13 protein-coding genes and 1 tRNA gene are annotated in these 13,485 nt (G+C 65.2%); 11 read left to right on the top strand and 3 right to left on the bottom strand.

The annotated features are described in order from the left end of the window. Window positions 1–67 precede the first annotated feature (67 nt). The 9 genes from JG747_RS03760 (at window position 68) to JG747_RS03720 (ending at window position 8,068) form a co-directional block, all read left to right on the top strand. On the top strand, window positions 68–1,093 hold the full coding sequence (locus JG747_RS03760) for a glucokinase (protein ID WP_038653604.1): 1,026 nt from the start codon (window positions 68–70) through the stop codon (window positions 1,091–1,093). 135 nt (window positions 1,094–1,228) lie between these two features. Then, window positions 1,229–3,088 (top strand): ABC transporter ATP-binding protein, encoded by a 1,860-nt coding sequence (locus tag JG747_RS03755; protein WP_080643847.1) that lies wholly within the window; start codon window positions 1,229–1,231, stop codon window positions 3,086–3,088. Beyond that, the gene (gene dapB / locus JG747_RS03750; RefSeq protein ID WP_038650977.1) at window positions 3,085–3,906 is read left to right on the top strand and encodes a 4-hydroxy-tetrahydrodipicolinate reductase; all 822 of its coding nucleotides are present in this window, start codon (window positions 3,085–3,087) and stop codon (window positions 3,904–3,906) included. Before JG747_RS03755 ends, dapB begins: the two co-directional genes overlap by 4 nt. A 41-nt stretch (window positions 3,907–3,947) precedes the next feature. Next, a complete protein-coding gene (locus tag JG747_RS03745) occupies window positions 3,948–4,568 on the top strand; it encodes a 2,3-bisphosphoglycerate-dependent phosphoglycerate mutase (RefSeq protein WP_038650980.1) in 621 nt (206 codons plus the stop codon). A gap of 142 nt (window positions 4,569–4,710) precedes the next feature. Further along, window positions 4,711–4,795, top strand: a tRNA-Leu gene (locus tag JG747_RS03740). Between the two features lie 287 nt (window positions 4,796–5,082). Continuing rightward, a complete protein-coding gene (locus tag JG747_RS03735; protein WP_202361182.1) occupies window positions 5,083–5,625 on the top strand; it encodes a cytochrome b in 543 nt (180 codons plus the stop codon). 108 nt (window positions 5,626–5,733) lie between these two features. Continuing rightward, complete coding sequence (locus tag JG747_RS03730) at window positions 5,734–6,060, top strand: PepSY domain-containing protein (RefSeq protein WP_244748327.1); 327 nt, start codon at window positions 5,734–5,736, stop codon at window positions 6,058–6,060. After that, complete coding sequence (locus tag JG747_RS03725) at window positions 6,060–6,725, top strand: response regulator transcription factor (protein ID WP_019862321.1); 666 nt, start codon at window positions 6,060–6,062, stop codon at window positions 6,723–6,725. The genes JG747_RS03730 and JG747_RS03725 overlap by 1 nt, the downstream gene beginning before the upstream one ends. Further along, complete coding sequence (locus JG747_RS03720; RefSeq protein WP_019862322.1) at window positions 6,725–8,068, top strand: sensor histidine kinase; 1,344 nt, start codon at window positions 6,725–6,727, stop codon at window positions 8,066–8,068. The genes JG747_RS03725 and JG747_RS03720 overlap by 1 nt, the downstream gene beginning before the upstream one ends. 7 nt (window positions 8,069–8,075) lie before the next feature. On the opposite strand, the gene JG747_RS03715 is transcribed toward JG747_RS03720, so the two are convergent. From JG747_RS03715 to JG747_RS03705, 3 genes are read right to left on the bottom strand one after another with little or no spacing between them, the layout of a single operon-like run. After that, complete coding sequence (locus JG747_RS03715; RefSeq protein WP_019862323.1) at window positions 8,076–9,587, bottom strand: RnfABCDGE type electron transport complex subunit D; 1,512 nt, start codon at window positions 9,585–9,587, stop codon at window positions 8,076–8,078. Next, window positions 9,584–10,303, bottom strand: coding sequence for an FAD:protein FMN transferase (locus JG747_RS03710; protein ID WP_244748326.1), 720 nt, complete (start codon window positions 10,301–10,303; stop codon window positions 9,584–9,586). Before JG747_RS03710 ends, JG747_RS03715 begins: the two co-directional genes overlap by 4 nt. 24 nt (window positions 10,304–10,327) lie before the next feature. Further along, window positions 10,328–11,155: an FMN-binding protein gene (locus tag JG747_RS03705; protein ID WP_038650992.1), complete on the bottom strand. Its 828-nt coding sequence runs from the start codon at window positions 11,153–11,155 to the stop codon at window positions 10,328–10,330. A 246-nt stretch (window positions 11,156–11,401) separates the two neighbouring features. Here JG747_RS03705 and JG747_RS03700 point away from each other — a divergent pair, with 246 nt between their 5' ends. After that, the gene (locus JG747_RS03700; RefSeq protein WP_202361179.1) at window positions 11,402–13,156 is read left to right on the top strand and encodes an FAD-dependent oxidoreductase; all 1,755 of its coding nucleotides are present in this window, start codon (window positions 11,402–11,404) and stop codon (window positions 13,154–13,156) included. Beyond that, window positions 13,156–13,464 carry a UBP-type zinc finger domain-containing protein gene (locus tag JG747_RS03695; protein WP_015314705.1) on the top strand — a complete coding sequence of 103 codons (309 nt, stop codon included), beginning with the start codon at window positions 13,156–13,158 and terminating at the stop codon, window positions 13,462–13,464. The genes JG747_RS03700 and JG747_RS03695 overlap by 1 nt, the downstream gene beginning before the upstream one ends. Window positions 13,465–13,485: the final 21 nt, after the last annotated feature.

The raw sequence follows: 13,485 nt of genomic DNA, 5'->3' as shown, positions 1-13,485 counted from the left end.
AACTCATGCGCTAGTCAACGGAGGAACGGCGACACGCCGTCAGGGGGCGCCGGGGACGGACGAGAGCATGCCAAGCGTAAGCGATACCGACACGTCGTTGCGGTTTCCGATCCTGATCGGCGACATTGGCGGCACCAATGCGCGCTTTTCGATCGTGCTTGACGCCAATTCCGAACCGACCGAGCCGCAGATCGTCCAGACCGCAAGTTTCAACACGATCGACGAGGCGATTCAGGCGGCGGTGCTCGACCGCTCGTCGGTCCGCCCCAATTCGGCGGTGCTGGCGGTGGCCGGTCCGGTCGACGGCGACGAGATCGAACTCACCAATTGCCCGTGGGTCGTCAAGCCGAAGCAGATGTTCGCCAATGTCGGCTTGAGCGACATCGTCGTGCTCAACGATTTCGAGGCGCAGGCGCTGGCCGTCGTGGCGCTCGGCGAAGAGCATATGGAAAAGATCGGCGGCGGCACGCCGGAGCCCAATGCCGGCCGCGTCGTGCTCGGGCCCGGAACCGGGCTCGGTGTCGCCGGGCTGGTCCATGCGCTGCACCACTGGATCCCGGTGCCCGGCGAGGGCGGCCATATGGACATCGGTCCGCGCACGCCGCGCGATTTCGAGGTTTTCCCGCATATCGAGAAGCTCGAGGGCCGCATTTCCGGCGAACAGATCCTGTGCGGGCGCGGCCTCGTCAACGTCTACCGGGCTGTCGCCAAGGCGGACGGCAAGCCGGCGCCTTTCACCACGCCGGCCGAGATCACCGGCGCGGCGCTGGCCAAGACCGATCCGGTGGCGCAGGAAGCGCTGGAGACCTTCGTCACCTGCCTTGGGCGCACCGCCGGCGATCTTGCCCTGGTGTTCATGAGCCGTGGCGGCGTGTTCTTGACCGGCGGCATCGCCCAAAAAATCGTGCCGGCGCTGAAGGAGGGCAATTTCCGCGCCGCCTTCGAGGACAAGGCACCGCACAGCGCGCTGATGCGCACCATGCCCGTCTATGTCATTACCCATCCGCTGGCGGCCCTTCTCGGCCTTGCCGCCTATGCCAGGAACCCGTCGCTGTTCGGCGTCCAGACGGCCGGCCGGCGCTGGCAGGCCTGAACCCTCGGCGCGAAGCGTCGGGGCGCCCGCGACGAAGTTAATCAGCCGCGGGCATAGGCAAGCCGGCCGCATGGCGCTAAGAGGAGTGCCGAATTGCAGCCCGGCCCCAGGCGAAAAACCCACGAAGCTCCCGATTTGACACTTCAAGCTCCAAACAAGCAGAAAGCCAGCGTTGGCGAAGTCAACGCGGTGCTGCGCCGCATCCTCTCCGAAAACGGCCGCGATCATCGCTGGTCCTATGTCGTCGCCATCACCTGCATGCTGCTGGTGTCGGGCACAACGGCCTTCACGGCCTGGATCATGAGCCCGATCGTCAACCAGATCTTCTACGAACGGCGCGGCGACCTGGTGGTGTGGATTTGCGCCGGGATCATGGCGGCCTTCCTGGTGCGCGGTTTCGCCGGCTACGGCCAGGCGGTGGCGCTGGCCACGATCGGCAACAATCTGGTGGCGCGCTACCAGAAACGCATCTTCGACCATCTGATGAAGCTCGGCGTCGGCTTCTTCAACGATACGCGCTCCGGCCGGCTGGCGGCGCAGGTCAACGAGAATGTCGGCGGCATCCGCGACCTCTTGTCGATCACGCTGACATCCATCACCCGCGACGCGGTGACCCTGGTCGGCCTTGTCGGCATCATGATCTACCAGGATCCGGTTCTATCGCTGAGTTCGCTGCTGATCGGACCGCCGCTGATCTGGGCGGTCGTCTACCTGACGCGTCGCGTGCGGCGTATCACGCGGGAATCCGTGCTGATCAATTCCCGGCTCATCGGCGCCGTCCAGGAAGCCACGCAAGGCATCGCCATCGTCAAGGCCTTCACCATGGAGGACCAGCTGGCGAGCCGCATCGGCGCCTTGGCCGACACGGCCGAACAGCGCTCGAACAAGATCGCCCGCGTTTCGGAGCGGTTGGCGCCGATTTCCGACATGCTGGCCGGCCTCGCCGTCACCTCCGTCATCGCCTATTCCGGCTACCGGGCACTCGTTCTCGGCCAGCCGCCGGGCGCGGTGTTCTCCTTCATCACCGCGCTGATCCTGGCCTACGATCCGGCCCGGCGCCTGGCGCGCATGCAGGTCGGCATGGAGCGCGCGCTGGTCAATGCCCGCATGATCTACGAACTGCTCGACCTCAAGCCGCAGCAGGGCGACGCGCCGGATGCCGTCGAGGCACACTTCACGTCGGGTGAAGTGCGCTTCAACAACGTGTCCTTCCGCTATGTCGAGGAGACGCCGGTGCTGCAGGAACTGAGCTTCGTCGCAGCCGCCGGCAAGATGACCGCCATCGTCGGGGCCTCGGGCGCCGGCAAGACGACGCTGGTGGCGCTGCTGCAGCGTTTCTACGACGTCGAGTCCGGCACCATCGAGGTCGATGGCCAGGACATTTCCAAGGTCACCAAACAGTCGCTGCGCGGCTCGATCGCCTATGTCTCGCAGTCGCCCTATCTGTTCGAAGGCACGATTCGCGACAACATCCGCTACGGCCGTATCTCGGCCACCGACGCCGAGATCGAGCGCGCGGCAAGCCAGGCGGCGGCCGACGAGTTCATCCGCCAGCAGCCGCAAGGCTACGACACGCCGGTCGGCGAGAACGGCGCGACGCTGTCCGGCGGCCAGCGCCAGCGCGTCTCGATCGCCCGCGCCATCGTGCGCCAGGCGCCGATCCTGCTGCTCGACGAGGCGACCTCGGCGCTCGACAACGAGGCGGAGGCCCGTGTCCAGGAAGCGCTGACCCATGTCATGGAAGGACGCACCACCATCGTCATCGCCCACCGCCTGTCGACGGTGGTCAATGCCGACCACATCGTCGTCATGGAACAGGGCCGGGTGGTCGAGGAAGGCACGCATGCCGAGCTGATGGCCGACCAGCACAGTGTCTATGCACGGTTCCACCGGGTGCAGGGCAAGAAGGGTCTGGGGCTTGTCGATGACAGCAAGCCGATCCAAACTCCGGTCCGGGCCACGCGTGCGAAAAAGACGGCGGTGAGGAGCACATGAGCGAAGCAGGCGATATGGGCCTTGTGGTGGTGGGGGCAGCCGGCCGCATGGGCCAGACGCTGATCCGCGCCATCCACACCATTCCGGGCGCCCGCGTCATCGGCGCGGTCGAGCGCGCGGATTCGCCCCATCTCGGCAAGGATGCCGGTGAGCTCGCGGGCATAGGCATCATCAACGTGCCGATATCAGACGATCCGCTGCCGGTCTTCGCCAAGGCCGACGGCGTGCTGGACTTCACCACGCCGGCCTCGTCCGTCGAATTCGCCGGCTACGCGGCGCAGGCGCGCATCGTCCATGTCATCGGCACCACCGGCTGCTCAGCCGACGACAATGCCAGGATCGCGGCCGCGGCGCGCCACGCGACGATCGTCAAGTCGGGCAATATGAGCCTCGGCGTCAATCTGCTGGCGGTGCTGGTCGAACAGGCGGCACGCGCGCTCGACGCCGACGATTTCGACATCGAGATTTTGGAGATGCACCACAAGCACAAGGTCGACGCGCCGTCGGGCACGGCACTGCTGCTCGGCGAAGCCGCCGCCGCCGGGCGCGGCATTGCGCTCGCCGGCAACGATGTGCGTTCACGCGACGGCCATACGGGTGTGCGAAAAACCGGGTCGATCGGCTTCGCCACGCTGCGCGGCGGCTCGGTGGTCGGCGACCACAGCGTCATCCTGGCCGGCACCGGCGAGCGCATCACGCTGTCCCATCATGCCGAGGACCGCGCCATCTTCGCGCGCGGCGCCGTCAAGGCGGCGCTGTGGGCCCGTGGCAAGAAGCCTGGACTGTATTCGATGCGGGACGTGCTCGGCCTGAGCTGAAGCGGCCAATCTGCCAATTTTGCCAATCTGAAGGAGCAAACATGTCGAGAACCCTCGTGCTCGTGCGCCATGGCCAGAGCGAATGGAATTTGAAGAACCTGTTCACCGGCTGGCGTGACGTCGACCTGACCGAGCAGGGCCATGCCGAGGCCAAGGCCGCCGGGCAGAAACTCAAGGCGCGCGGCCTGAAGTTCGACATCGCCTTCACCTCGGCGCTGAGCCGGGCGCAAAAGACCTGCCAGCATATTCTCGACGCGGTCGGCCAGAGCGATCTCAAGACCATCCGCGACCAGGCGCTCAACGAGCGCGACTATGGCGACCTTTCCGGCCTCAACAAGGACGATGCCCGCAAGAAATGGGGCGAGGAGCAGGTGCATGTCTGGCGCCGCTCCTATGACGTGCCGCCGCCCGGCGGCGAGAGCCTGAAGGACACCGGCGCCCGCGTCTGGCCCTACTACCTGCACGACCTGCAGCCGCACGTGCTGCGCGGCGGCACCGTGCTGGTCGCCGCGCACGGCAATTCGCTGCGCGCACTGATCATGGCGCTGGACGGCAAGTCGGGCGAGGAGATCGTCAAGCTGGAACTGGGCACCGGCGTGCCGGTCATCTACCAGCTGAACGCCGATTCTACCGTGGCGTCGAAGGAAGTGCTGGAGAGCTGACGCTTGCTGAGCCGGCAAGTGGAAGTCCAGGCCCTGGCTGGAACGTGGCGCTTTTGCCAAAGCTGTGTTTCCAGCTTTCGGCGACATGGTCCAAAAAGCGCGTTGACAGCAATCGCTTGCCCGCTTACATGAGCCCGCACCAGCCCAGATGGCGGAATTGGTAGACGCGCACGGTTCAGGTCCGTGTTCCGCAAGGAGTGGAGGTTCGAGTCCTCTTCTGGGCACCAAATTCCCGTTTCGAACCGTTCGATGGTTCAGAGACCCAAAGAAAAAGCCCGGTTCGTCCGGGCTTTTTCTTTGTCCGGCATATCGGCGTTGTCCGGTGTCCGACTGTCAGCGAATTGACAGGTTCCTCCAGCCAATGTCCCACTAGGTCACGATCGCCAAAGCCCGGTTCCAGGACCGCTCTCGTCGGGGAACCGTCACGGCCCCCTCGATTGCCGTCGAAGGGACCTGACAAAGCTTTGACATGATCGCGGCTAGTTTAGAAACATTCGAAATTGGACAGCCCTGCATGAATCCTACCTACACAAGCGCACAGAAGGCCATTCATTGGGCCGTGTTTCTGCTGGTTATCGGCCTTTACGGCCTGACTTATGTCGCGGATATCTTTCCACGCAACGACCCCGGCCGGGCACTCGTCTGGTGGTTCCATATCTCGTTCGGGATGCTGCTGTTTGCGCTGGTCGTCATCCGCATTGGCCTGCGCCTGATCTTGGGAACCCCGGGGCTGCCGCGGGAAATGTCGGAGCTGGAACGATGGGTGGCCAAGGTCGCGCATCTCGTGCTTTACGGGCTGCTTGTGGCCATTCCGGTTCTTGGCATCCTGGTGACCTGGTACAGGGGCGACGCCTTGAGTTTCTTCGGCCTCTTCACCATCCCCGCTCCGGTCTCCGCGGACAGCGCCACGGCCCGAACCATAAGAGAATTGCACAGCCTCTGCGCCAATCTGATCCTTATCCTTGCCGGCCTGCATGCGGCGGCTGCGCTCTGGCATCACTATGTCCGCCGGGACGACGTGCTCAAGCGTATGCTGCCGGGGACAAGTGGCCCCTGATCGCGAGTCAAACGTCGGCGGGCGATGCCCTTTGTCGTGTTCGTGGGCCAGGAGACTGGCCAGGTGACGAGCCGGATTGAAACACAAGGTCTGCTGCATGGCCCTTGGATGAAACCGATACTGAAACATCTGGCGACGGCGAGCCTGGTCGGGCTTGTCCTGCTTCGACCGTTCCACGCCCGCGCGGACGAGGATGACGACGGCGATCACGACCGGGCGCGGGACCTTTACGAGCGTGGCGAAATAAAGGGCTTGGCCAATATACTGGGCGTGGTTCACGCCGATGCTCCCGGCGACATCGTGGCCGTCGATTTCATCCGGATTGGCGACCGCTGGGTCTATCGCTTCCAGGTCGTCGCCTCTGACGGACGCCGCAGGATCGTTGACGTCGACGCCGGCGCCGGCGTGCTGATGCGCGACAGGGGTGGTGATTGATGAAAATACTCCTTGCCGAAGACGAGCCGCGCATCGCGGGCGACATCGCGGCAGTGCTCAAGGCCGCGGGGATGGCCGTCGATACCGTGCGCGACGGAGAGGCCGCGTGGTTCGCGGGCGACGTCGAGAATTACGACGCGGCGATCCTCGATCTCGGATTGCCGAAACTCGATGGCCTGACGGTGCTGAAGCGCTGGCGGGCCAACACGCGTCGCTTTCCCGTCCTGATCCTGACGGCACGGGGCCTTTGGACCGAGCGCGTCGAAGGCATCAATGCGGGCGCCGACGACTACCTGCCCAAGCCGTTCGAAATGGACGAGCTGCTGGCGCGGCTGCGCGCTATCCTTCGCCGTTCGACAGGCCAGGCGGCACCGGTGCTGAAATCCGGACCGCTGGTCCTCGACACGCGCCAGATGCGCATTTCGCTGCGCGGCGTTCCCGTCGCACTGTCGCCGCTGGAATACCGGCTGATGGCGTTCCTGATGCATCATGCCGGGCGCGTGGTGGCGCCGACCGAACTCGCCGAGCATCTCTACGATTCCGGCAATGATCGCGATCCGAACACAATCGAGGTCATTGTCGCGCGCCTGCGCCGCAAGCTCGGCAACGACGTCATCGAGACTCGGCGCGGCTTCGGATATTTCGTACCCGACGAGCCGTCCTGATGGGCAATTCGATCCGCTTCAGGCTTTGGTCGGCGGCCACCATTTCGATCCTCGTCGCCCTTGCCATCGCCGGGGTCGGGCTACGCTATCTGTTCGAGCTGAATGTCGAGAGGCGTATCGTCGGCGAACTGACCGCCGATCTCAATGAACTGATCGGCGCGACCAGCTTCGCGGCCAACGGCCAGCTTTCGGTCGCCCCGGGCCTGACCGACCCGCGCTTCACCAATCCGCTGTCGGGTCATTACTGGCAGGTGGAAGACCTGGCCAGCCATGGCCTGGTGCGCTCGCGTTCGTTGTGGGACGCAAAGCTTGCATTGCCCGGCCAAGGCGCGAGCGGCGAACTGAGAACGATCGAGGAGCTCAAGGGGCCTGGCGACGAACTCACCGTAGCCGTCGTGCGCACCATAACCGATGCAGACGGCCGGTCGTTTCGCGCCATCGTGGCGGAAGATCATAGCAGCGTCACAGTGTCGGTGCGCGAATATGTACGCGATCTCATCCCGGCGCTCATCCTGCTCGCCGCCGCCCTCATGGCGGCCTTCTTCGTCCAGATCACCGTTGGCCTCGCGCCGCTGGAAAGCCTGCGGGTCGCCGTTCGAAACGTGATCGCGCAGCGGACGGCGCGACTGGACGTGGCGGCGCCGAGCGAGGTGCAGCCGCTCGCCGACGAAATCAACCGCCTCCTCGATGCGCAGGAGAAGGCCCTTGCACGCGCCCGGTCGCGCGCCACCGACCTGGCGCATGGCCTCAAAACGCCACTGCAGGTGCTGTCGGCCGACATCCGGGCCCTGCGCGGGAAGGGCGAAACCGAGTTGGCCGACGAGATCGAGAAGAGCGCTGGAGCGATCCGACGTCATGTCGAGCGCGAACTCGCGCGCGCCCGTCTGGCGCCCGGCGTTTCCGGCAAGGCATCGTGCCGCGTCAGGGAAGCCGCGGCCGGCGTCATCGCCGTCATCAAGCGCACGCCGGGCGGCAAGCAGCTCTCGTTCCTGGTCGACGTCGCGGACGATTTCATGGCGCCGGTCGACGAGGGCGACCTTTCGGAAATCCTCGGCAATCTGGTGGAGAACGCCGCGCGCTTCGCGAGATCCTCGGTCAAGGTCAATGCGTGGGCAACCGGCGGCGAGGTGTCCATAGCCGTCGCCGACGACGGCCCGGGCATCCCCGATGCCGACCGGGAATCCGCCCTGTCGCGCGGGGTGCAGTTGGACAGCAAGGGCGGCAGCAGCGGGCTGGGCCTGGCCATCGTCTCGGACATTGTCGAAGCCTATGGCGGGCGGCTGACCATGGCCAACGCCGATCCCGGCCTGGTCGTGACCATCACCCTCCCCCGCCAGGGTTGATCGACACTCAGGCAAAGCCGGGGAAATAGTCGACCTTTATCTTCGAGCGGCGAACACCCATGGCCAGCAGCGTGTCGCGCAGCGCCTTGACCATGGCCTGGGGGCCGGAAATGTAGAAGGTCCGCTCCAGATAGTCGGGAATGGCCAGGCGCACCAGGCGCGCGTCGATATAGCCGGGATACTGGCCCCGCTCGGCCCCCCGGGCCACGGCAAGCACCGTCCTTATACCCAGTTCCCGTCTCGCCGCGCCGAGCACGTCGCGATAGGCGATGTCCTGCTGGGTCTCTGCTCCGTAGAGGACGACGATGGGCCGCCTTTCATGGCTGTCGATGAGATATTGCAGCATCGAGCGGAATGGCGTGATGCCGATGCCGCCGGCCAGGAAGGCAATCTTGGTTTGGGGATTGGCCGGCAAGGTGAAGTCGCCGGCCAGCTGGGAGGCGTGGATCGTGCTGCCCGGCTTCATCGCGCCCAGCATTCGCTTGAAGGCGCTCGATTGCGGGTAGAACTTGACGCCGAGCCGTATGGATTGCTCCGTGGGCGCCGACGCCACCGTGAAATAGCGGCGGTTGCCGCGACTGTCCGATCGGTCGAGCCCAAGTGTCCATTCCAGATATTGTCCAGCCTGGAAGGCAAGCTTTCGCGGTGACCTGAAGATGAAATCATAGCTGTCGACCGCCGATTGCTCGATGCGCTCGAGCGTCAACACGAGGCGTCCTCTCGGGCTCACGGCGTAGGCAAACAGATTGCCGGTCAGAAGCGCCAGTTCCGGCGTGAAATAGAACGAGCCGACATGGATGTTGGGCGCGAACAGGAAGCCGACGATGGCGGCGAAGGCGATGCGTGGCCACCGTGTCGTCGGCGCCGTCAGCGGCTCGGTCAGCATCACGAAGGCGAAGAACAGCAGCGGCGACGAGCCCAGTGTCTCCGTCAGCGCGGCAGCGTATTGCGACGGCTCGGTGGTTGCCAGGATTGTCGCCAGCGCGACGACACCGAAGGTGGCGACCAGATCGAGCCGGCGCAGCTTGCGCACCATGAGAAGGCCGCCAAGAAGCACGACGGGAAGCAATGGCAAATTGCCGCCGACCCACCAGGTGGCCGGCTGGTCGAGCAGCAGCGCGGTCAGCGCCACGCCCAGCGCCGCGGGATTGAACAGGTGTTTCCCGCCGATGGCGAGGATGAACTTGGATGAAATCGCCCAGACGCAGGCGAATACCACCGCGCATATCCCCTTGAGGTCCGTGGCGGCCACCGGATCGAGGATGAGCGCCAGGATGAGGGCGGTGATGTAGACCGACTCGTTGTTGGCCGGAACCTTGAAGACGGCGGCAAAAACCCTGTTGGTGATCCAGCAGGCTGCCAGCATCAGCCCCGTCGTGAAGGCGAGCATGACCGGGTCATGCGGCACCAGCTTGAGGAAACCGAGCACGAAGGCCGTGCCCAGCAGGGCGATCAGGTAATAGAGGACCAGCCGGTACATGGTCTGATGGTCGAGAAGCCGGTCGATGGTCTTGATCATGGCTGGCAAAAAGCTCCGAAGCCGCTCGTCGGCGTGGCCCGACGGTTGCTGTCGACGACGTAGCCTTCGAGGCCAGGCGCCTGTTCGAGAAAGAGAATGCCCTGCCGGCCCATGGCGAAGGCGGCGGTGGCGAAACGGTCGGCCTCCAACACATCCGAGCCGATGACGGTCAGGCTGACGATTTCGGTGATCGGATCGGCTCCGAGCGGATTGTAGATGTGCTGCCCGCGCACATAGGTGCCGGAGGTGGCGACGCCGTGTCCTCGCGGGTAGACGATCTTGATGATCTCTTCGGCATTGAAGGGATTGCGGATGCCGACGCTCCAGTCGAGACCCGAAGCATTTCGGCCGCAGGACTGGATGTCGCCGCCCGCCTCGATGAAGAAATCGCCGACGCCGGCCCGGCGAACGATCCCGGCGGCATTGCGGATGGCCCAGCCCTTGACGATACCGGACGGGTCCAGCGATCCGTCGGGCTTGCGGATGTCGAAATATCCGTCCGTCTGGTTTTTCGTCTGTGCGGCAAGCGCCATCACTTCCATCATTTCGGCGCTCCAGTCGCGGATCGGAAGATCACCCCGGTTGATGGCCGAAATCTCGCTGTCGGTCCTGTAGGTGCTGAAGCGGCGGTCGATGTGCTCGAAATAATCGAAGGCCGCTTCTACAAGGGTCGCACCCGAGGCACCGGCGATGTCGACGGTGATGGGCATGCCCATCAAGATCCTCGTGTCGCGCATCGATCAGGACGATGCCTTCTTCAATGCGCCGCCAAGCGACTGGATGAAGGCCTTGCTGGTCAGCGTGGCGCCCGAAATGATGTCGACATTGGCGCTCTGCGCACTGATCGCCTCGTCACGCAGCATCGGCAGCGCCTGCCTGTTGATGCTGACCGAGGTGCGGCGGTCATTCGGGTATTTCAGCACCTTGAGCGCCGTGAGACGGCCGCCTTGGATGGAGGCCTGAATTTGGATGAGGCCGTAATAGGCATCGGCGGCAGGACCGGTGTAGGTACCGTCGGCAAAGCCGTGCCCCGCCGGCTTGGGGCTCACAGCCAGCTTCATGGCGGCCTTGAAGACGCGGGCGGGTGCTTGCGGATAGTCCGGCCTCGGCTGGGGAATGGGGATATAGACGGCCGGGGTTATGGTGAAGGATGCCGTCCGTGGCGCGGCATCGGCGCCAGTTTGAACTGGCGCCTGTTCGGGCTGGGCTGCGGGCGCTTGAGAAAGCTGCGGAGGGCTGGATGAGAGCGGCGGCTTTATCGCCTGCTGCTTCGGGGTGGGCGCCGAGATCGCGGCGGTGGTTTCGTCGCCGACCGATGTTGGCTTGGGTGCAGGAGGATCGAACCGCACACTCTGCTGGCGGATCCCAGGCGATGGCGGCGCAGGCGCTGGAGTGGGATCGGTCCGAACGGGGCTGGCCGGAGCTGGGGGCTGCACCACACTGTCCTCGGCCGCATTGGCGGAACCCGCTGTGTCGATCATGTCGCCGGCAGGACCCTTGCCTGCCTGGTCCCATACATAGGCGCCCGAAGACGCGATCACGAAAAGTGACAGGGCAATCTGTTTCATGGGCTCGTTTCACCTTGAATCCCGTGCCGGCGAATCGGCTTCGCGGCTATTCGGAAACAATGTCTCACGATCCACCTGACAATTGGCTGTCAGGCCCCGGCACCGTCGACAGCACCGATCCTTGAGCCTCCAGTCGTCACCTCGAAACGAACGGGACGACGGCGGCCGTCAACCAAACCTGCCCTCGCGGCTAGGCGCTGAACAAACCACTTCAAACCGGGCCGCGGCTTCGCTACGCTTGCGGCCATGTCTCAATCCAGCACCGCGATCTTCGGCGCCCGTCGCGACCAGGCGTTTCCCACGCTGAGCGAGGCCGACATCGACCACATGCGCCGTTTCGGCGAGGCCAGCGCCTATGCGGCCGGCGAGCACATCATCAGGGCCGGCGATGTCGCGCCGGGTCTCATCGTCGTGCTGTCGGGCAAGGTCGATATCACCCAGGATGGTCTTGGCCGGCGCGAGACGATCGTCACCCACGGCCCCGGCAGCTTCGTCGGCGAGCTGGCGCAGCTTTCGGCCCGGCCCTCGCTGGTCAATGCCGAGGCCGCCGAGCCGGTCGAGGCCTTCGTCATTCCCTCGCGGCGGGTGCGCGACCTGATGGTGCAGGAGGCCAATCTCGGCGAGCGCATCATGCGGGCGCTGATCCTGCGCCGCGTCGGGCTCCTGGAAAGCGCCACAAGCGGGCCGATCATCATCGGACCATCAGGCAATGCCGACGTGCTGCGGCTGCAGGGCTTCCTGGCTCGCAGCGGCCAGCCGCACCGCGTGCTCGATTCCGGCAGCGACCCTTGCGCCAAAACCCTGGTCGAGCGTTTCGATGTCGACCCGCACCATCTGCCGGTCGTGCTGTGCCCGAACGGCAGGCTGCTGATGAATCCCGGTGAGAAGGACCTCGCCCGCTGCATCGGCCTGCTGCGGCCGATCGATGCCGATACGCTGTATGATGTCGCCATTGTCGGCGCCGGGCCTGCGGGCTTGGCGGCGGCGGTCTATGCCGCCTCCGAAGGGCTGTCGACCATCGTGCTCGATTGCCGGGCCTTCGGCGGCCAGGCCGGCGCTTCCTCGCGCATCGAGAACTATCTCGGCTTCCCCACCGGCATCACCGGCATGGCGCTGATGGCGCGCGCCTACAACCAGGCGCAGAAATTCGGCGTCGAAATGGTGATCCCGGACGAGGCGAAGCTTTTGAGTGCCGCGACCGACAATTCGGGCGCCCGTTACCTGCTCGATGTCGGCGACGGCGAGACGGTGCGCACCCGCAGCGTGGTGATCGCCAGCGGCGCGCGCTATCGCCGCCTCGATGTCGCTAATTTGTCGCAGTTCGAGGGAACGTCCGTCCACTATTGGGCCTCGCCGATCGAAGGCCGGCTTTGCGCCGGGCAGGAGGTGGCGCTGGTCGGCGCCGGCAATTCGGCCGGGCAGGCGGCCGTCTATCTCGCCAGCCATGCGCGCAAGGTGGCGCTGCTGGCGCGCGGCGGCAGCCTCGATGCCTCGATGTCGCGCTACCTCGTCGAGCGCATCAAGGCGCAGCCGAACATCGAGGTGCTGACCGAGACCGAAATCGAGGCGCTGGAGGGCGAGGAAGGCAATCTTGCCACTGTCCGCTGGCGCAACCGTGTCAGCGGGCAGGAGACGACACGACCGATCGGCCACCTCTTCCTGTTCATCGGCGCCGATCCCAACACCGACTGGCTGGCGCAATGCAATGTGGCGCTCGACGCCAAGGGCTTCGTCCGCACCGGATCTGAGCTCGGACCGGAGCATGGCCTGATGGAGACCAGCCGCAGCGGCGTGTTTGCCATCGGCGACGTGCGCTGCGGCTCGGTCAAGCGCGTCGCGGCCGCCGTCGGCGAAGGTGCCCAGGTGGTCGCGGCCTTGCATGCCTATCTCGCGCGGGACGGCAGCCCCGCCGTCACGCCTCAAAGCATGATCCCGAAAAGTGGCAACCGGTTTTCGGAAGAAGATCACGCTTCAACGAAGAGATATTTCAGGAGAGAGTGATGGCGGACGAATGCAAGCATGCGGCCGGGATCAAGGATGTGACGCCGAGCGCGCTCGGCTGTGAGGAATGCCTGAAGAGCGGCTCGTGGTGGGTGCATCTGCGGCTCTGCCGCACCTGCGGACACGTCGGCTGCTGCGACGACTCGCCCAACCGCCACGCGACAAAGCATTTCCACGCCACCAGCCATCCCGTCATCGAGGGCTACGATCCGCCGGAAGGCTGGGGCTGGTGCTATGTCGACGAGGTCTTTCTCGACCTCGGCGACCGCACGACGCCGCAGAACGGGCCGATCCCAAGGTTTTATTGAGGCGCCGCGCACGCGGCCAAG

This window comes from Mesorhizobium sp. 131-3-5 (genome assembly GCF_016756575.1).
GTDB classification, from domain to species: Bacteria; Pseudomonadota; Alphaproteobacteria; order Rhizobiales; family Rhizobiaceae; genus Mesorhizobium; species Mesorhizobium jarvisii.
The sequence above is the reverse complement of the archived record's forward strand: the minus strand, read 5'-3'. Positions and strand labels throughout refer to the sequence as shown.